At 39.7% G+C, this 19,244-nt stretch carries 17 protein-coding genes and 1 tRNA gene; 1 reads left to right on the forward strand and 17 read right to left on the reverse strand.

What is annotated here, in order from left to right:
- The 17 genes from FA584_RS09940 to FA584_RS10020 form a co-directional block, all read right to left on the reverse strand.
- Positions 1–309: an ArsR/SmtB family transcription factor gene (locus tag FA584_RS09940; RefSeq protein ID WP_096047123.1), complete on the reverse strand. Its 309-nt coding sequence runs from the start codon at positions 307–309 to the stop codon at positions 1–3.
- A gap of 60 nt (positions 310–369) precedes the next feature.
- The gene (locus FA584_RS09945; protein ID WP_167749349.1) at positions 370–1,395 is read right to left on the reverse strand and encodes an amidohydrolase family protein; all 1,026 of its coding nucleotides are present in this window, start codon (positions 1,393–1,395) and stop codon (positions 370–372) included.
- Between the two features lie 76 nt (positions 1,396–1,471).
- Complete coding sequence (gene citG, locus FA584_RS09950; protein WP_167749350.1) at positions 1,472–2,821, reverse strand: triphosphoribosyl-dephospho-CoA synthase CitG; 1,350 nt, start codon at positions 2,819–2,821, stop codon at positions 1,472–1,474.
- Positions 2,822–4,321 carry a citrate lyase subunit alpha gene (gene citF, locus FA584_RS09955; protein ID WP_096047128.1) on the reverse strand — a complete coding sequence of 500 codons (1,500 nt, stop codon included), beginning with the start codon at positions 4,319–4,321 and terminating at the stop codon, positions 2,822–2,824. It lies immediately after the preceding gene.
- Positions 4,318–5,205, reverse strand: a complete 888-nt coding sequence (locus tag FA584_RS09960) for an aldolase/citrate lyase family protein (protein WP_228447967.1) — start codon at positions 5,203–5,205, stop codon at positions 4,318–4,320. The genes citF and FA584_RS09960 overlap by 4 nt, the downstream gene beginning before the upstream one ends.
- Positions 5,202–5,501 (reverse strand): citrate lyase acyl carrier protein, encoded by a 300-nt coding sequence (citD, locus tag FA584_RS09965; RefSeq protein ID WP_087439097.1) that lies wholly within the window; start codon positions 5,499–5,501, stop codon positions 5,202–5,204. The genes FA584_RS09960 and citD overlap by 4 nt, the downstream gene beginning before the upstream one ends.
- On the reverse strand, positions 5,498–6,517 hold the full coding sequence (gene citC / locus FA584_RS09970; protein ID WP_096047129.1) for a [citrate (pro-3S)-lyase] ligase: 1,020 nt from the start codon (positions 6,515–6,517) through the stop codon (positions 5,498–5,500). The genes citD and citC overlap by 4 nt, the downstream gene beginning before the upstream one ends.
- Positions 6,514–7,479: an AbrB family transcriptional regulator gene (locus tag FA584_RS09975; RefSeq protein ID WP_167749351.1), complete on the reverse strand. Its 966-nt coding sequence runs from the start codon at positions 7,477–7,479 to the stop codon at positions 6,514–6,516. The genes citC and FA584_RS09975 overlap by 4 nt, the downstream gene beginning before the upstream one ends.
- Positions 7,480–7,750: 271 nt before the next feature.
- The gene (locus tag FA584_RS09980; RefSeq protein ID WP_228447969.1) at positions 7,751–8,944 is read right to left on the reverse strand and encodes an MFS transporter; all 1,194 of its coding nucleotides are present in this window, start codon (positions 8,942–8,944) and stop codon (positions 7,751–7,753) included.
- A complete protein-coding gene (locus FA584_RS09985) occupies positions 8,928–9,377 on the reverse strand; it encodes a phosphoribosyltransferase (protein WP_096047131.1) in 450 nt (149 codons plus the stop codon). The genes FA584_RS09980 and FA584_RS09985 overlap by 17 nt, the downstream gene beginning before the upstream one ends.
- A 1-nt stretch (position 9,378) precedes the next feature.
- Complete coding sequence (locus FA584_RS09990) at positions 9,379–10,668, reverse strand: NCS2 family permease (RefSeq protein WP_167749352.1); 1,290 nt, start codon at positions 10,666–10,668, stop codon at positions 9,379–9,381.
- A gap of 26 nt (positions 10,669–10,694) precedes the next feature.
- Entirely contained in the window at positions 10,695–11,759 is a 1,065-nt protein-coding gene (gene mqnE, locus FA584_RS09995) for an aminofutalosine synthase MqnE (RefSeq protein WP_167749353.1), read from the reverse strand.
- A 145-nt stretch (positions 11,760–11,904) separates the two neighbouring features.
- Positions 11,905–12,804, reverse strand: coding sequence for a hypothetical protein (locus FA584_RS10000; RefSeq protein WP_167749354.1), 900 nt, complete (start codon positions 12,802–12,804; stop codon positions 11,905–11,907).
- On the reverse strand, positions 12,798–13,982 hold the full coding sequence (locus FA584_RS10005) for a DUF3696 domain-containing protein (protein WP_167749355.1): 1,185 nt from the start codon (positions 13,980–13,982) through the stop codon (positions 12,798–12,800). Before FA584_RS10005 ends, FA584_RS10000 begins: the two co-directional genes overlap by 7 nt.
- Positions 13,972–15,105, reverse strand: coding sequence for a DUF262 domain-containing protein (locus tag FA584_RS10010; protein ID WP_167749356.1), 1,134 nt, complete (start codon positions 15,103–15,105; stop codon positions 13,972–13,974). The genes FA584_RS10005 and FA584_RS10010 overlap by 11 nt, the downstream gene beginning before the upstream one ends.
- Positions 15,106–15,172: 67 nt before the next feature.
- Positions 15,173–16,381, reverse strand: a complete 1,209-nt coding sequence (gene trpB, locus FA584_RS10015) for a tryptophan synthase subunit beta (RefSeq protein ID WP_167749357.1) — start codon at positions 16,379–16,381, stop codon at positions 15,173–15,175.
- Positions 16,382–16,471: 90 nt separating this feature from the next.
- Positions 16,472–16,547, reverse strand: a tRNA-Lys gene (locus FA584_RS10020).
- Between the two features lie 159 nt (positions 16,548–16,706).
- Here FA584_RS10020 and FA584_RS10025 point away from each other — a divergent pair.
- Positions 16,707–19,232, forward strand: a complete 2,526-nt coding sequence (locus FA584_RS10025) for a [protein-PII] uridylyltransferase family protein (protein WP_096047134.1) — start codon at positions 16,707–16,709, stop codon at positions 19,230–19,232.
- The last annotated feature ends 12 nt before the right edge of the window (positions 19,233–19,244 follow it).

The following is a 19,244-nucleotide window of genomic DNA, read 5'->3' on the forward strand; positions in this document are numbered from 1 at the left end:
TTAGTTTCCGTGTAGATAATTTAAGACATTGCTAAAGGTCGCTTCTAAAAGCGGTTTATTGACCCAAAACCAGACCTCTTTGCCGATCTTCTCACTTAAAAGCACTTCGGCTTGATGGAGGATTTTAAGGTGATGCGAAACCGTGGTGCGCGCCAAAGGTGAGACTTCGGCGATTTGCCCTGCATTGAGACGCTCACCATCTTCAAAGAGTAAAAGAATTCTTTGACGGTGCGCGTCGCCTAAAGCCATAAAAATGGCAGACATCGGTTTCCATTCAAGTGGTAAATCTTTGGCGTATTGTGTTTGCATCTTATATTCCTAAATGTTTAAGTTTATCGACATAATAATCTTTTTTGTCTTAAGGATTTCTTAGAAAATATCGGTTTGACTCTTTACATGTAAAGTGTTTTCTTCCAAACACAAAACCTTTCGATAATTGTTATAAATAGGATGATTCGCAGGAAAATAGACCAACATTGCTTTGACGTAGCGATCAAAGACATTTCTCTCTTGAGCGATGCAGATTCGTTTTAAAAGCGCTATATCGTAACTGTTCCACACCGTCGTAAAGGGCACAGGGTAGTCGCTTCCAAAGAGCAGTTTGGGGTGAATGTCGCTTTGCGTGGAGAGATGGCGCAACACTTTGGCACGCACAGGTGTCAGAAGCGCTGACACATCAGCATAGAGGTTATCGTGTGTTTTGAGCATCTCAAGCAAGGTGAAATAGTCTTCGTTAAAGCGTTTTGGATTGGACGAGAGTGCTTTGAAAATGTGACGAGGCTCGTAAGAAAGTGCCATATGCGCGCAAATGACTTTCACGCCGACTTCCAAAGGTTGGCGTAACATCTCGATGCTTTCGCACGTTTTAACCGAATGCACACTGCTCTCGCTTCCTACATGAATAATCAACGGTAGATCAAGCGCTGCAAGCTTCTCAAAATAAGGTCGATACCGTGCTTCTCGCGTATCAACACCCCAATAATTTTGCAAAAATTTTGCCCCTTTAAAGCCTAAAGCGTGGTACTTTTCGATGAGTTCTAACGCGTTGGGTCGTTTGGGATTGATGGAGAAAAAAGGGATAATGAGCTCTGGAAACTGTGCGTACAATGCCGCCACATCTTCATTGCTCGCGCAAACGGTTTTATCTTTGTGGAGAACATTGCCCTCATCATCGACCTTTACATCCACACCAAAAAGCACGATTTTTTCGATGTGCTCTGAGTGTTTCACCGAGTTCATTAGCGCATCGGTATAAGCTTTGTACGGCTCTTGTGCAAGGGCATTAGCGTCGATGCCAAAGCGTTTGGCAAAAAAACGCACGGCAACTTTGTCGTAAATTCGGTTGAAGGAGACTTCACTGCTTAACAAATGAACATGGGTGTCGATTGTTTTCATTTCTATATTCCTAATATCTTAAACATATTGTAATATTAATATAGCCAAGCTGAAAAAATTCTGAGAAAAAGCTTTTTTAGAAATCTTTTACGATGTGCGCCATTAACCATGTCATCGCCAAAAGATCGGCACTGCCTCCTGGAGAGAGGTTTTTTGAGATCATATCTTCATCCAAAGCCTTCAAGTGAATGTCCAAATTTTGGGCATTAGGCTTTACATGTAAAAGCGCTTTCGCTTTTGTTTTCGCGTACTCAAGCCCTGCCATGCCACCTCGTGACCAGAGCGTGCTGTCCTCTAAAAGTGACATCAGGAACAACAGGGTTCTTTTCAGCGCAACCGCTTCACCCTCTTCTTCTTTACACGCTTGAAAAAAGGGTAGAGAGGTTTCAAAGATGATGGCAAAACCACTCTGCGCGATGCCGCGAATACCACTGCTTCCCGTTTCATAAAAGAAGCGTGCCCCTGCGCTGTTAGGCTTTACATGTAAAAGATCGTCTTCAACCAAATTCGCGCATAAGGCTTGCATTTGGGCTTGTAAGTTTTTACATGTAAAGCGTTGATCGCATCCTTTGAGTCGCCCCATAGCTCCGCAAAAAACGGCTAAACAGAAGATCATGCCTTTGTGGGTATTGACATTTGACGTTGCTTCAAACATCGCTTTTTCACAGGCAATGCCAATCTCTCGAAGCCTTACAAAGCTCTGTTTGGCATCTTCATGAGCGTCAATTTGCGCAGTTTCAATCCACTGTGTCACAAACGGTTTGATGGCACGAATGCTGGCGTAAAAGGTGTGAATGTCCATATCGTGATGTGCGCCACTGTTGGCTTGGTCGACCAAACCCGGCTTTGGAGTGAGCTCCACTTCAGTTTGCATGGCGCGTTCGCACCACAAAGCAATCGAGTGAGCAAACGCATGTTTTTCAACTAAATGTTTGATATGTGCGTTCAATTCCATGTATGTGTGTTTTTGAGCGCGCGCACACAGTTTTGCCTCTTCTTCACAGATAAAACAGCGTCGTTTAGAAAGTCCAAGCGTGCTTCGTGAGAGAATGTTACCTGTTAAATCCAGCACATCAATATCCATCAAACGTCCCAGAGGATGGCTGTTTTCCAGTTTACATGTCAAGGCTTTGAGTGTCTTTGCATCTGCTTTACATGTAAAAAAAGATTCCGCTCCCGTAGAGGGTTGTTTACTCTCGCACGCCAGTAGTTCGATGCCTTCGTTTTCAATCATTTCAAGCAGTGCTTGATGCGCAATTTCATGCACAACCACCGCTTCATGTGAGAGTTTAATAAGGCTAGGAATGTTAATCGTAAGGGAGATAAGCGATGCCAAAGGGTGGCGGCTCAAAAGCTCTTTTTGCTTCCAAGCACGCTCCTCTTTGGCGCGTAAAATAGCGTCTAACGATGTCGGTTGGTCTATCATTTATGCCAATTGGCGCACGACGTCGATGATGGAACCATCACGGTATCGAATGACCGCAACGACTTTGTCGGTGTATTGAATCTCAGCAGGGACACCACATAGTGCAATGGCTCGCTCATACAGCTCTTCGATCTCGACGATATGAAGCCCTGCTTTTTTAAGGCGTGCTTTGAGTTCCACATTTTTCGGATTGACCGCAATACCTTGATCGGTGACGAGCACATCAACGCTGCTACCAGGGGTTACGATGGTATTGACTCGTTTCGTCACGGTTGGAATACGTCCACGCGTCAGGGGCGCTACGATAATGGAAAGTTTCGCATCGGCCGCTGTGTCACTGTGTCCACCCGAAGCGCCACGTAACAAGCCTTTTGAGCCCGTGATGACATTGACGTTAAAGTCAACATCGACCTCAAGCGCACTGAGGACAACGATGTCAAGCTGTTTGGTTGCGGCACCTTTAGAGCTTGGATTAGCGTATTCATTCGCGCTGATTTCAATATGGTTTTTATTTTCACCCAATGATTTTGCGGCAAATTCATCAAAACTTTGGACGTCCAAAAGCGTTTTAATAAGACCGCGTTTGAGCATGTAAACCATTGTACCCGTGATGCCACCGAGTCCAAAACTGGCATGAATGCCTTGTTCTTCCATCTTTTCACTCAAAAAGACCGTTGTTGCCAAAGAGGCGCCACCCGTTCCGGTTTGAATGCTAAATCCCTCTGTAAAAAGCCCCGAATGTTCAATCACTTTTGCCGTATGCCCTGCGAGTAAAAGCTCTTTAGGATTGGTCGTCATACGTGTTTCACCTGCACCAATTTTGGAAGGATCACCCACCTCATCAACCACGACCACCGCATCCACTTGATCTTGAGAAAGACTCGCGGGTACATTGGGATACTCTTCTAACGATTCGCTCAGAGCGATTACATAGTTTGCATACTGTGCATCAATCATGGCATAACCCAGTGAGCCACATTTGGAACGACCTGAGTAACCATTGGCATTACCAAAAACATCGCATACGGGAACACCTAAAAACGCTACATCAATTTTAAGTTCACCCGTTTGAAGCAGATGCACACGTCCACCGTGAGAGTGAATTTGCACCGGTTTTTCCATCAACCCTTTGGAAATAGCTTCACCGAGTTTGCTTCTAAGTCCTGAAGTATAAATCTCTGTCACCACACCATTTTTAATGTGCTCAATCACAGGATCATGCACGGAAGCGAGTGAACTTGAAGCTAAGGTCAGGTTTTTAAAGCCCATTTTAGCGATGACATTCATCACGTTGTTAAGCAAAAGATCGCCGCCACGAAACGCATGGTGAAAAGAGATAGTCATACCATCTTTTAACCCTGAGCGATGAATCGCCTCTTCAATACTCAAACAGAGCTTAGCACGCCTGTCTTCACCTTTCGTATGATCTTTACATGTAAAAAGGGGTGCACCCACCGTTGTGAGTTTGTCTACTTTAAATTGTTTTTCAAAATCTTTCATTGATCGTCTCCTAAAACACCTGACGCACGGGCTAAATCCATAATCCATTCGGCTCTTAAAATAACAGGAGCATCGACCATCTTACCATCGAGTGAAATAACACCAAGACCACGTGCTTTCGCATCTTTTGCGGCTTCTAACACTTCAATTGCCCAGTTAATATTCTTTTTAGATGGCGCAAAAGCGCTATGAAGCCATGGAATTTGGTTTGGATTAATCAATGATTTGCCATCAAATCCAAGTCCTTTAATATAATCCACTTCGTGCATAAAGCCTTCTTTGTCTTTGACATCGGAAAAGACGGAGTCAAACGCACCGATTTTTGCGGCACGAGCTGCGAGTAAGATTTGGTTACGCGCTGCCATAAGCTCATGCCCCTCTTTGGTGCGTTGCGTATGAAGATCACGCACAAAATCTTCTGCCCCTAAAGCAATACCCATCAAACGTTTAGAACATCTGGCAATATCTACGGCATTGACCACACCCAGCGCACTTTCAATGGCGGCTAAAAGCATCGTCTTCTTCCCTTTGCCTATGCGATTTTCAATGTGTGAAATCTCTTGTTCCATCTCTAAAACATCATCTACTGTATCGGTTTTTGGAAGACGAATAATATCTACCCCTCCTCTAATCGCCGCTTCTAAGTCCAAAAGACCAAACGGGGAGTTAAGAGGATTGACACGAACGGCGGTTTCAATATCTTTATAAGTAAAATGTTGCAACGCATGGTAAACCATCATACGTGCAGAATCTTTTTCACTGAGTGCCACTGAGTCTTCAAGGTCAAACATCACCGTATCTGGTTTATAAATAAATGCGTTACAGACCATTCCTGTGTTAGAACCTGGCACAAACAACATACTTCTTCGTAATTTCTGTTTCATGATAACATACTCCAATCGGGCTCAGCTTGTGATAAAGCTCTTAAAATAGCAGTTTGAACACGCGCTTTAATCACATAATCAAGTGCACCTTTGTCTTGAACAATGAGTTTAATGCTATCCACTTTCATTGCCTTGACCGTCTCCAAGATAAGTGATCGTATAGCATCGCCATAGATCTCTTCGACACTACTTTCCAACTCGATTACGATTTCTTTCTCTTCGATGGGCATTACGCGAACAAAAGCATCGCTCGATTCCAGTGTTCCCGCATGCGCAGTCTCTAGTTTTTTGCTCATTTTACTTCCTCTTTAGACATCATTTTCGCAATCAACGCATACGTTGTCGGAGGAACCAAAGGGAGGATCTCTTCCAAACGATTTTCATGCATTAATTTTCTGACTCTCGAAGCCGAAATTGGCTCACCACCGTACTCAATGCGTCCTAACTCTACCACCTCAATGGGTGGAAATTCACTTGGGCGGACGAGTAGCTTTTTCATCTGCTGATTGTACTCATTTGTCACGGCACATAAAGGTTCAACACCGACATATCGGTGCGTAATGCCCAATTGCGGGGCAAGATGATTTCTAAAGATATTGAGATCCAACTCCGTATAAAGCGAATCAATCTGACGTTTGTCCTTAATAAAATAAGTCGGAAACGTCGCTTTAGAAATAATATAGTCTGAACCCTCATGTATCGTGAGGTTTTCAAGATCTTCCAATCCATCACAAATTAAACGGTAACGATCTTTAAAGGTAAAAAAGGAAGCATCTTCCTTCACCACAAACAGATGTACCCACTCGGAACGTTCACACGCTTGTTCCACCAAATAACGATGCCCTAAGGTAAACGGGTTTGCATTCATCACAATGCTACCGACCACATCACCGGTATGTTTATACTTACGCAATCTTTTTTTATACAGATCGATATTATAGCTGTTCTCCATCAAAATAACGTGATGATTTGCTTGTTCGATATACTTAAATCCACACGACTCAAATACCTCCTGATAATCTGGCTTTGTAAATAAAAATAGATCATGCCTTCCTTCACGAAATGCCACCTTTAAAAGTTCACTCATGAGACTCAGCGCTAAGCCCTCTCCACGCATACTTTCATCCAGTGCAATGTTCTTGAGCACTCGACCACTCAGTCCTCCGCACGCTACAATGCGGTCATCTTCTTTGGCAATGACAAAAATTTCAACATCTTCTGACATCTCTAAATCAACACTTTGCAAGAAGTCATTAATCTTTTGTCTTCTTACGGTGCTGGTTTGAGGGACTTCAGAAAAGATAAAACTCATCGACCCTCTTTCTTATGCAACACCTTGACAAACATAGGGGCAACACTCATCACCAACAACATCCTCACGATATGATGAAGGGCAACATACGGCAAATTAGCCCCTACAATGATGGCGATGACATTCATCTCTGACTGACCACCGGGAGAAAAGGCTAACATAATCGAGAGCAGTGGAAATTCTGTCATCCACGAAACGATCGCAATAAAGAGAGATGAGACGAGGAGCAAAACAAAAAAATAGCCTAACGTTTGTGCTAAAACTTTGACAATCTCTTTAAGCGTAACCCCTACAAAAACAAAACCAACCGTAGTACCTAAAATGAGTTGAATGACTTTAATCACTTCATTAGGAGGACGTGAATAGACAAGCCCTGAGCCATAAATCAGAGCACCCAAAAACATCGGACCAATCATCGTGCCACCTGGAATTTTAAGCTTCAAAGCGCCCCACCAACCCAAGAGGGCACAGAAGGTTAGAATGATCATATCGTGAGGATCACTGTTTAAAAAAGGTTGTGTGATGCTTGCTCTGCCATCTAACGAGACATGAGAAAGGGCTTGAATGATAAAGGGAAGTGTAAAAACGATAAATAGCAGTCGTGATGATTGGGTCAGTGTGACTTTATACACATTAGCGCCCATTGATTCTGCTAACATCACCATTTCAAGAAGGCCTCCTGGCATGGCACTAAAATAGGCTGTCATCTTATCAAACTTCAGCCACTTCCAATAATAGAGCATACCACAAAATGTGACGACAATGACAAAAGGAAGGATTAAAACGAGGCTGGAGATAAAATCACCCAAATACTTCAAAATATCAGGATGAAAAGCGCTCCCAATGGTAATGCCCAAAACGGCACGTGCAGGAGCGGAAAACATTTTAGGAGAACGAAGAGGAAGAGCCTCAAAACGACTGGCAATAGCAATAGCAACAATCGCACCTAAAAGCCACGGCAAAGGCGTTCTTAAATACGAAAAGATTATGGCGCCTATTAGCCCTATTAACAATGATATTAGAACGGGAAGAAAGCGTTTAGGCCATAGCATTGAATCATCCAAAAATAGTTTAGGTAAACCCAAAAATAGTATCTTCTTTTTCATTAAGAAGAGATAATGGAAAAGAGTAGAAAAAGGGCTAAAAATGGTCTTTTTGATGCATATAAACGCGATTGAAGAGAGCATAACACTACGCCAAGACAACCCTTTTCATTCTTTACATGTAAAGAGATTAAGGGCAAAGTATTCGTTGTAATTTTAAGCCAAAATAAAACGTAGATACAACAATTAACGACAAAAGAATTAAGAAAGCATCCCAGCCTAAATATTGATAAAAAACACCCGGAGCAAATGTTCCTACGGTTCCACCTGCATAGTAAAAAGAGAGATACAATCCATTGGAAATAGCACGATTTTCAAGCGCTAGTTTGCTAATAAGTCCTGAAGCTACAGAGTGAATAATAAAAAAGCCCGCACAAAAGACAAACATACCACCAAACATCACCATGTAGTTATTCACATGAAATACTTGTAATCCCACAAGGTAAGTAAAAATGCCGATGATAATTGTCTTGGTCTCATTTCCAAAAAGACGGATCATCCATAAAACACGAATGGAAATAATAAAACCGATGATGTAGCCCGCATACATCATGCCTACTTTTCCATATCCCATCGTTGAACTGAGATTTTTAAGTTGAAAAGGCAAAAAGTTAAGCAGTGCTTGAAAAACAAAGAAGATAAAAAACATCATGGCATAGATATTAAAAAACGTTTTGTTTTTCACTATATCCAAAATTTGGGAACGTTTTGGTTTCACAAAATCGACTTTAAGCTCTTCGCTAAGAAAACTCAGCGCTCCAAACATCACAATTAACGAGACCCCTAAAAAAACAAAAAAGAGCCTCCAACCAAACAGATCACTGAGTATGCCTGAAAGCAATCGCCCCAAAAATCCACCCAAAATCGTCGCACCGATGTAGTAGCCAATAGACTGTTGCACCTTCTCTTTGGGCGTAATAAAGCCAATATAACTCATTAAAGAGGTCAACACGGCAGGAATTAAAATACCCTGTAAAGCACGAATCGCCAGCAATACAGAATACGTACTGCTCCACGAGAAGCAAAGCTCTAAAATTCCTAGCATTAAAACAGCATTTCTTAAAAAGAGTTTGGATGAAAACGTCTCTAAAATATAACCATAAAAGATCGGTGCAAACCCAAGTGGTAGCATAATCACGGTGGTAAAGATGACCGCCTCAAAACGGCTTAAGTCAAACTCTTTTTCAAAAAGCGGTTGGATGGGTTGAACAGCATAAAGCGTACACAGGGTAAAGATCGTACAAAGATAAATGATGAGGAGTTGGTGGTGAATGAGAAAATAAGAAAGGGAGCCTTTGCCCCCTTCTCTATTTATAATTGTCAATTTGAAAATCCCAGAAAAACTCAATCCACTCGGTTGTTTCGCGAGCAGCAAAATCTGGGCGGAGCAGTGCTTTTTCTTTGTAAAATACCGAAGCAATTTTAAAATCAACTTCAGGGTATTTTGCTCTTAGAACACGCTCTATTTCGATCATTGTCTCGCCACTATCAATGATATCATCGACAATAACGACACGTTTGGCTCTGCTTAAATCAGGAACATTAAAGATGTTGATGGTATCAAGCTTATGTGTCTCTTCATAATGCACCGAATTGATCGAGTAAAGATCACGCATTTCTAATGCTTCCGCTAAAAAATGACCTAAGGTCATACCACCACGAGCCACCGCTAAAATAACATCAGGCTTATAGGGCTTGATCTCTTTGGCAAGGGTGTTCACATCTATTTTAAACTCTTCATAACTATAAAAACGCAAATTAATGTCCTTCCTGTACGATAAATACGGTTAAACTGACAAACGTCAGAAACAAAATACCAAAGTTAATATCTTTAAACTCTTTTTTGATCACTTTAATGAGTACATACGAAATCAAACCAAATGCCAAACCGTTGGTAATGGAGAAGGTTAAAGGCATCATTATGACAATCAAAAACGTTGAAACGGCAATAGCGGTATCTTTAAAGTTAATGTGGGAAAGTTCCCCAAACATCAAAACACCGACCATGACCAAAACAGGATAGATTGCATTTTCAGGAATCGCCTTAAACAGAGGCATCATAAACAGCGTCAATACAAAACAAAGTCCTGTCACAATAGCCGTTAACCCTGTTCGTCCACCCTCTTCTACACCTGCGGCACTTTCGACAAATGCCGTGGTAGTAGAAACACCCACTACCGCACACACAGTACTGGCAAGTGCATCCACTTCTAATGTTTTTTGAAGCTCTTTACCATCATCTTTAAACAAACCTGCACGAAAACCAACGCCTGCAAGCGTTCCAAGTGAGTCAAACAAATCGGTAATCAAGAAGGTAATAATCACAGGAAAAAGTGAAAAGGTCAAGGCACTTTTAATATCAAGCTCAAAAGCAATGGGACTGACTGAAGCAGGAAGCGAAAAAAATTCTGTTGGGTAAGGAGCGATGCCTACAACCCACGCTACAATCGCCGTTGTGACAACAGCTAAGATAAATGAGCCTTTGAGTTTCCATGAGTAAAACGCAAACACTAAAACAAGGCCTAAAACACCCAGCAAGACATTAGGATTTTTAAAATTACCCACGCCGACCAAAACAGCAGGATTGGCAATCACCATTCCCATACTTTTAAGTCCAATAAAGGCGATAAAAGAGCCAATACCCGCACTAATCGCACGTCTAAGATCGTGTGGCACACTCTTCATAATCCACACCCGAAGCGGTGTTAAAGAAAGAACGAGGAACAAAAGCCCTGAGAGGAACACAACCCCAAGAGCGGTTTGCCAAGGCACTTTCATACCCAAAACCAAACCAAACGTAAAGTAAGCATTAAGTCCCATACCCACGCTCATAGCAATCGGTGTGTTCGCCCAAAGTCCATTAAGAATGGACGAAAAAATTGTAATCAAAGCCGTCGCGGTGATCAATGCTTCCATTGGCATACCCGTTTTGCTCATGATAATAGCATTGACAGGCACGATGTACATCATGGTCAAAAACGTCGTAAACCCAGCTGTAAACTCGGTTTTGACCGTTGTACCATTTTTTTCCAGTTTGAAAAAGTCCACCAAAGTAGATCCTTTAAATTAAGATATTAATATGTCTTGAGTTCATTGTAGAGGCTATCACGCTCAACGGCAGTAAAACCACTCGTTTCAATCAGCTCTAAAATACTTTGCATTCCAAGCCCTTTGGCGCTGTTCGCACCTGCGGCAGATTGGATGGATTCCACTTCAATCGTACCATCTAGATCATCCGCACCGTACTCCATCGCCACAAGCGCTAAGTTGATCGTTGATGTTGCCCAGTAGGCTTTGATGTGGTTGATGTTGTCAAGCATCAGACGACTGATCGCAAAGGTTTTGAGAATCTCAGTTGAGCTTAAAAAATCGTCTACTTTTAAATAGTTATTGTCGCGTTGATAGACAAGGGGAATAAATGCATTAAAGCCATGTGTCCGATCTTGCAAGTCACGAAGGCGAAGCATATGATCAATGCGATGTTCACGTTTTTCCACATGTCCAAAGAGCATCGTGGCATTGGACTCATGCCCTTTTTTATGCCAGAGTTCATGAATGTGCAACCACTCCGTTGAACTGACTTTACCTTTACAAATGTACTCACGCACACCCTCATCAAAAATTTCAGCGCCACCACCGGGCATTGAATCCACACCATGCGCAATCATCTTATCAATGACTTCTTCAAAACTGAGATGGTATTCTGTTGCCAAAAAGTTGATCTCAGCTGCGGTTAAAGCCTTTACATGTAAATGCGGAAAACGTGCTTTGATTTTAGAAAAAATCTCCAAATACCACTCAAGTCCCGTTGCAGGATTGTGAGCAGAGACCACATGCACTTCAGTAATATGGTTGTCATTTACCGAATGATCTAAAATCTTTAAGATCTCTTCGTGGGTCATCGTATAAGGATTTGGATTTTTACGGTTGGCAGAGAAAGCGCAAAACTTGCAGATGTCTTTGCAGATATTCGTAGGGTTAATATGTCGGTTGACATTGAAAAAAACTTTGTTACCATGAAGATTTTTGCGTCTTTGGTTAGCATATTTACCTAACGTAAAGAGGTCAAGATCGTAGAGCGCTATACCATCGTCAAGGCTTAAGCGTTCGTTATTTTCGAGTTTTTCGATAAGCGTCATAGGTTACTTTCATCATTTGAAATAAAGATGGATTTTAGCAACTTTTTTTGTAAAGAGAGGTTAAATGAGATTCTACTAAATAATGTCATAATTTTTTGATTCATTTCATTTAAGGATAAATTATCCAAAGTACCATAAAACAAAATTAGTCATATTTTTTTGTTTTTAAATGTTTTCCAATGTATCCTATATAAATTTTGTCATCTTTTTCAAAGTAGTGTATTCTATATCCATTCGGCTTCTTAATATGGTTTTGAAAATACGCTTTTGTCCCTTCTATTGTAAATTCCCTCAGTTTTTTCAAATCAGAATCTTGTTCTACACTTAAACTTTCACCACTAGTAACAAAATCAGACAAAGCTTTTTCACCAGTTTCAATGCTTCTTAAAATAGCTACTGCTTGCGAAAAAATAACTGTATCAATATTTATAATTTGCTTTTTTACTTCCTCACAAAAGATGATTTTTTCTTTGAAAAGCTCATCTTTTTTTGACCAAAAATTCAAAGGTGTAATATCTAACTGCAACCACTCCTCGAATGCATTAAAAAAATCTTGGTGTATTGATATGTGGGCTTCATCCGATATATGTTTAATGTCAATTGATGTGCTATCTTTGTCTAATGCAATTAAAGGGTTTTTCCATTTTTCAGCTGAAGCAAAACTAACAGCAATCGTTCCCCAAATATCTGCACATGCTAATCCGCCCAGGGTGGAGTGCCCTTCAAAAAGATAGCAAGGTCCTATCTTCTCTCCTAGGCTATCTATTTCTTCATCATTTGCAAAAAGAGGAGATTCAAGAACACATATTCCATTACTGATGAAACTTCGCAATCTTGTTTTTTTATCAGGATCTTGAAGTTGACCAAAAAACTGTTGAAATGTTGTATGGGGCAATATTTCAGGGTACTGTGTAAACTCCAGATCCATTCGAATCTTGTCTAATCCAACTATTTTAAGGTGTTCTAAAACTTGAAAAAAAGAGCCAAATAGACTTTCATGAGGAATTGGCAATGAAAGTTCATTAAAAACAGAAAACTTTACCATGTAATCAATTGATCCAATTGTTTATCGTACTCATCAAAAAATCCTTTTGGCCAACTTTTGTTAATTTTACCGTTCTCATCAATCAAAAGTTGCTCTACTTTTGTCTCCATTAAATCACTTCTCTTACTAAAATAATAAATAACAGAATCTTCAGGTTTTAGAATATTTTGCTTTGTAGCGACTCGAATTGCATTGAGAAAATGGTCACTGTGAGACTCCACAATAATTTGAACGCCATTGGATACTGCAATGGCACATAATTTTGCAATTTTTGCTTGCCCAGCAGGGTGAAGATGAGATTCTGGATTTTCGATGATAAGCAAATCACCCGGTTTTGATTTTAATATTGCCACGATAATTGGTAATACATAGGTAATTCCAAAGCCTACATTTAAAGGGCTATACTCATTAGTCGTATTTTCTCCATAAGTATATTGATACGATAAACTTGCTTGATGTGTATCTAAATGTTTTTTAGGGAGTACCTCTATGCCATTACTTATTTCGCTAAGCCAAAATGATACATTGTCTAAAAGCCTATCAGTTTTTGCGTCGTTATGTTTTAATGCTTTAATATTCAAAGGCTTATGTCTATTTTCATCCAAGTAATGAGCTGTATATTCACCTTTAGTGCCTAGCAAATTTTTTCTAACATGACGTTCGGATAATTCGTACGTCCTACTAGGTTGAATTCTGTCCGTATTAAGGTATTGAAAATCATCAGAGAACAAATTAATTACATTTGATATAGGAATTGGGGATGTAGTACTCAATGACAAATTATTATAGTTTATAGTAAAACTTATTTCCTTCAATGGCAAAGTACTTATCAATATACTTATATCTTCCTCATAGACTTCTTGATTAAATATATCTTTTTTATCGCCAAGATGAATATATTCGCCCTCCAAAGACAATGGTTGATTTTTGGTATCTTCGACAAGCTTTATAATATGTGTTCTTAAAGGCTCTGAATGTTCTTTCATGGAAGACATCATCATACTGTTAGTAACTATTTGATTAATTAACTCTCGGTTTTCTTTTAATAACAATAGTGATTGGATAAATGTTGATTTACCACTACTATTGATCCCCGTAATGAGTGTCAACCCTTTTAATGTTATTTCAATATCTCTAAGCGATTTAAAATTCTTAATTTGTATGTTTTCAATTTTCATCTATGACCTCTTTAATTAACCCATTCATAATTTTAAACCGTGTTTCTACTGCCCCTTTACCGCTAGTACCTTTAGTAATGGCATTAGTAAAATCACTTTGTTCATCCTTTAAAAGTTTTAGAAATTTTTCAACAAATAAATCTTTCCTTTCTAAAAATTTTTCTTTATTTTGAATATTGCTAAAGCAAACAGTAACCACATCAAATAATGAACGATTTAAAGATTTTGTTTTATCATCATTGGCAATAGATCTACTAAAACGATGCCCTGCTCCCAAAATATTTTCTGTAAATTCAAGCGTTTCTAAAAAATCTTTTTTTAAGTTTTCAAGAAGAACCTCATCTTTTATTTTGTCCAATTTATCCATGCTATCGTCCAAAAATTCACCCATATTATTGAATGTAAACTCTTGATAAGTTGGCAATTTAAAAGCAACAAATCTTAATACTAATTCTCTATCAGACATACGATTTGACTTGAGACCTACAATAGTTTTAAAAACTTCATTTTCGGCAATATCTTTGAGGAATTTCACACCTTGCCCTCCTTGATTAAGAGCCTGTCGTATCTCTTGTGCATTAAGAACAAGTCCACCCGTATTAATACGGTGAAAGATAGAGTAACGAACTTTTTTGGGAGTTTGTGCTTCGATCTGATAAGTTATAAGTTGTGTATCTTCAATAACTCGTTTAAGATTTCTATCTAAATCATCATAACTTTTGCCATTAAGTTCAGTTAAAAATTCCAAGTTTTGAAGTTTTAATTTTTTATCGACCATAAATTTCTTAATACTAGAAAGCCTTTGAAGCCCATCAACAACAATCCATTTTTCAGGAGTGCTCACATCGAAATAAAATACGGGTAGTGGAAGCTTTAGTAAGATAGACTCGATAAGTCTGCTCATTTTTTTTCTATCCCATAAATCTTCATTTCTTTGAAACTCAGGATTTAAATCAATTTCATCATGTGTTAGTTTAGTTACAAGACTGGGGAGAACTACAATTCTATTATTGATTGCAATATCTTTAGTTGAAAATGGATTCGTAATAACATTGTTGCCACTCTCGTATTCATTTTCTTCACTATCTTCTATTTCAATATTATTTTTTTCTAATATAAGCATTTTGTATTCTCCATTTTTCAAAAGTTAATTCTAGCTTTATCAATCTATAATTATCCTTTGTAACTTTTTACATGTAATCCTCAGGCTTATAATTTTCCACCACAAAATCAATATCTTTATCGCCTCGTCCACTCAAATTAACCAAGATAGACTCATACGGCTTTTCTTTCGCCAATTTCATCGCAAAGGCGACTGCATGGGCACTCTCAAGCGCTGGGATAATGCCTTCGTAATGGCTTAGATCGTAAAAGGCTTGAATGGTTTCCGCGTCATTGGCAATGCCAACTTTGGTGCGAGAAATAGAGTTAAGATACGCATGTTCAGGTCCAACGGAAGGGTAATCTAAACCACTTGCTACCGAATGAACGGCAGCAGGTTCACCCTCTTCATTTTTCAGCATAATGGAGTTAAAACCATGCAGTATGCCTTCGCTTCCATAGGTGAGACTCGCGGCATGTTCGCCGAGTTTTGTGCCTTTGCCTCCTGGTTCAACGCCATACATTTCACATGGATCTTCAATGAACGCGGAGAAAAGTCCCATCGCATTACTGCCACCACCGACGCACGCAACTAGGTTATCGGGAAGATTGCCTGTCATCTCTAAAAATTGCTCACGTGCTTCGATGCCGACCACACTTTGAAAGTCACGTACCATCATCGGAAACGGATGAGGGCCTACGACTGAGCCGATGCAGTAGATGCTATTTTCTGGGTCTTGCAAGTACGCTACAAAAGCAGAATCCACTGCTTCTTTGAGCGTCCTAGCGCCAAAACTCACCGGTACAACTTTTGCGCCAAGAACACGCATACGTACGACATTAGGATGTTCTTTAGCGATGTCCACTTCACCCATATGTATCTCACACTCAAGTCCAAAGTATGCTGCCGCCGTGGCAAGTGCGACACCGTGTTGCCCCGCTCCCGTTTCTGCGATCAGTTTTTTCTTGCCTAAGTATTTCGCCAAAAGTGCTTCACCCATGCAGTGATTGAGTTTGTGCGCACCCGTGTGGTTTAAATCTTCACGTTTGAGGTAAATACGTGCGCCTCCAACATATTCACTAAGACGTTTGGCATAATATACTGGTGTGGGACGACCTTGATAATGTTTGCGAATATCGCGAAGTTCGCGGATAAAATCATGCGAATTACCGATGGTTAAGTACGCCTCTTCAATCTTTTTAAATTGCGCTTCGAGTTCAGGTGGTAAATAAGCTCCACCAAATTTTCCAAAATAGCCTTTTGCATCAGGGAAAGCTCTTAAATACGGCTTTTGCATCAAATATATCCTTTACATGTAAAGTTTGAGAGTCTTTAATTTGGAAGTATTATAGCTTAGATTTCATAAGGTTAAATGGGGGAAATAAAATGGTGGTCCGTGTAGGCTTCGAACCTACGACCCCATCATTAAGAGTGATATGCTCTACCAACTGAGCTAACGGACCATGTTGCAAGATTGAAATTCTACTCCTCGCTTGATAAAACGAATGTTAATGTGTAAATTTTATTTTTTAGCACACTTTTGTCACGATTTTATAACATATTTTGCGAGAAGTAAGCTCTTTTTTTGTATGATATCCCATACGTTTTTTGAGGAATGCTGCATGGAAATCGAAGAGATTATTGAAGACCTAATTGACAAAAATGCCGATGATTTTGAAATATCAAAGCTCATTAAAGAACATATTAAAAATTATCTTGGTTCATTGAATGAAATTTTTGTCGAAAACCAAGGTAAAGATTTTTTAGTCAAACATGCTAAGCAGATTGATCAATTTATCATTCTCATTTACAAATACACCTTACGCAAATATTTTGGCAATTATATGCCTTTTGTCAACTCTATCCCTGTCGTGCTGGTTGGTATGGGAAGTTATGGAAGAGAAGAGCTCTGTGTCTACTCAGATACGGATCTGATGGTTGTGTATAAAGCACTTCCAGGCTATAACATCGAGCCTATGATCCAGTCAATGCTGTATCTTGCATGGGATGCAGGCATAAAACTCGGACATCGCACGCATAAACTTGAAGAGTTAGTACCTGCTAGCAACCAAGATCTCACCATCAAAACAGCGATGCTAGAATCTCGCTTTTTATGCGGTTCAAAACTTTTATGGATGGAAACCGAACGTGAACTCTTAAAAATTCAACGTTGGCAAAAAAAAGAGGTGATTCAACAGATCGTTGAAGCCAATGAAGAAAGACGTGCCAAACATCCGATGAGCATGGAACCTAACATCAAAGAAGGGGTGGGAGGGCTCAGAGATGCCAATACACTTTCATGGATTTGCAAAATTCTCTTTGGAAATATGCGCATACGTGACCGTGTGCCTGAGATTATTGATGAAGAAGAGTACCGAGAGTTTCGAAGTTCATTAGAATTCTTATTTCGTGTACGTTCAGCCCTACACCTCAGTGCTAAGAAAAAACAAGATGTACTCAACCTTGAATTTATCCCCGATGTGGCTGAAAAACTAGGCTTTGAAAATAAAATCTTAAAAAATGCCCAAATGCAACTTGCCTCCAAAACGATGTCGGCAATGCACACGATTGACGTTACATGTAAAATCTTTATGCGTAAGCTTACCTCCTCTATCCTCTCGCAACCAACACGTTTGAGTGCTCTCAAACGTGGTCGTGTCGAAAAAGGACTTTATGTGGTCGATCATTGTGTTTTTGCCTCTTTTAAAAAACCGAGTCCAAGCTTGAGTGTCGTTTTAGCACAACTGCAACAGTTTGACGACCCAAAACTTAGCTTCGACATTAGTTATGTGCATTACATCAAAAACGCTCATTTTGCACCCCATAACTCCAAAAAAATTTACAAACAGTTCAGAGCACTTTTATTTCAACAAAATCTTTACACTCTTTTTAGCCTTCTGTATGAAGCTTCGCTTTTGCAACAACTCATCAAGCCTGTACGCCAAATTCTCAACCTTGCGCAGTTTGATGGTTATCATAAACTGCCTGTGGATATTCACTCTTTGCACACACTCTATCACTTAGAAAACATCAAAGAGCCTTTCATCAAATCACTCTTTGACGATCTCTGTCCTGAAGGAAAAGCGCTCATAAAACTGGTCGCATTTCTACATGACATAGGCAAAGGAAGAAAAGGCGATCACAGTGAACTGGGTGCAAAAATCTTCAGAGCCTACGCGATGAAATTAGAGTTTTCAGAACAAGCGATTGAGACGGGCATTACGCTTATTAAAAACCATACACTAATGAGCAATACGGCAAACCGCGAAGATATTTACGATGAAAGAGTTGTCCTTGCCTTTATTTCAAAGCTTCAAAACCCCCAAATTTTAAAGCTACTGTATATTCTCACCTATGCGGACACCAACGCGGTCAATGACAATATTTACACCGGTTTTGTTGCCAAATTACTGCGTGAATTTTACAATTACAGCCTTGATATGTTCGATAAAGAAGAGCTCATCGATGAGACGACTAAACGTTTGCGCAAAGAAAATAGTCTTAAAAAAAGTCCTGAATTTTTAGCCCTTTCCAAAGCATTACAGAAAAAAACACTCTCGGTACAATCCAATTTCTTTTTCCTTAAGCTGAAACCAAATGCTATTGTCCAAATTGTCAAAGAAGCAGACGAGACACCTATTGACTCTTACTGTTATAAAATTAACAACGATTCGCACCTCAGCATCACGGTGATCCGAGGTAAAAGCTTTAACATCGGTTACCTCTTAGGAAAACTCTCCTATCTTGATCTGGTTCAGATGGATATTTACAAGCTCTTTGATGGCAAAAAATACTTCCAAATCGACTTTAATGAGAAAGTCACAGAGAATGATATTGAGCTGATTTGTGAGCTTATCGACAACTCATTTGATATGAGCAAAAAAGTTACATTGAAAAAACCAATTATTCTTAAAAATGAGATTAATATTGACTGTGAACACTCCAAATCGTATGCATTGATGCACGTCAATACCAAAAATCAACACGGTCTTATGGCATATTTGATGAGTGTGTTTGATGAGCACGGAATTGATATTGCAATGGCAAAGATTCAGACTATTAAGAATAGGACGCGGAACCTACTTTTAATCGAAAAGACAGCGCGCTTATGCAACAATGGACAAAATATACTAGATTATTTTTATTAAAAGGGTACCGTT

The sequence above is a fragment of the Sulfurospirillum diekertiae genome (assembly GCF_011769985.2).
GTDB lineage: Bacteria > Campylobacterota > Campylobacteria > Campylobacterales > Sulfurospirillaceae > Sulfurospirillum > Sulfurospirillum diekertiae.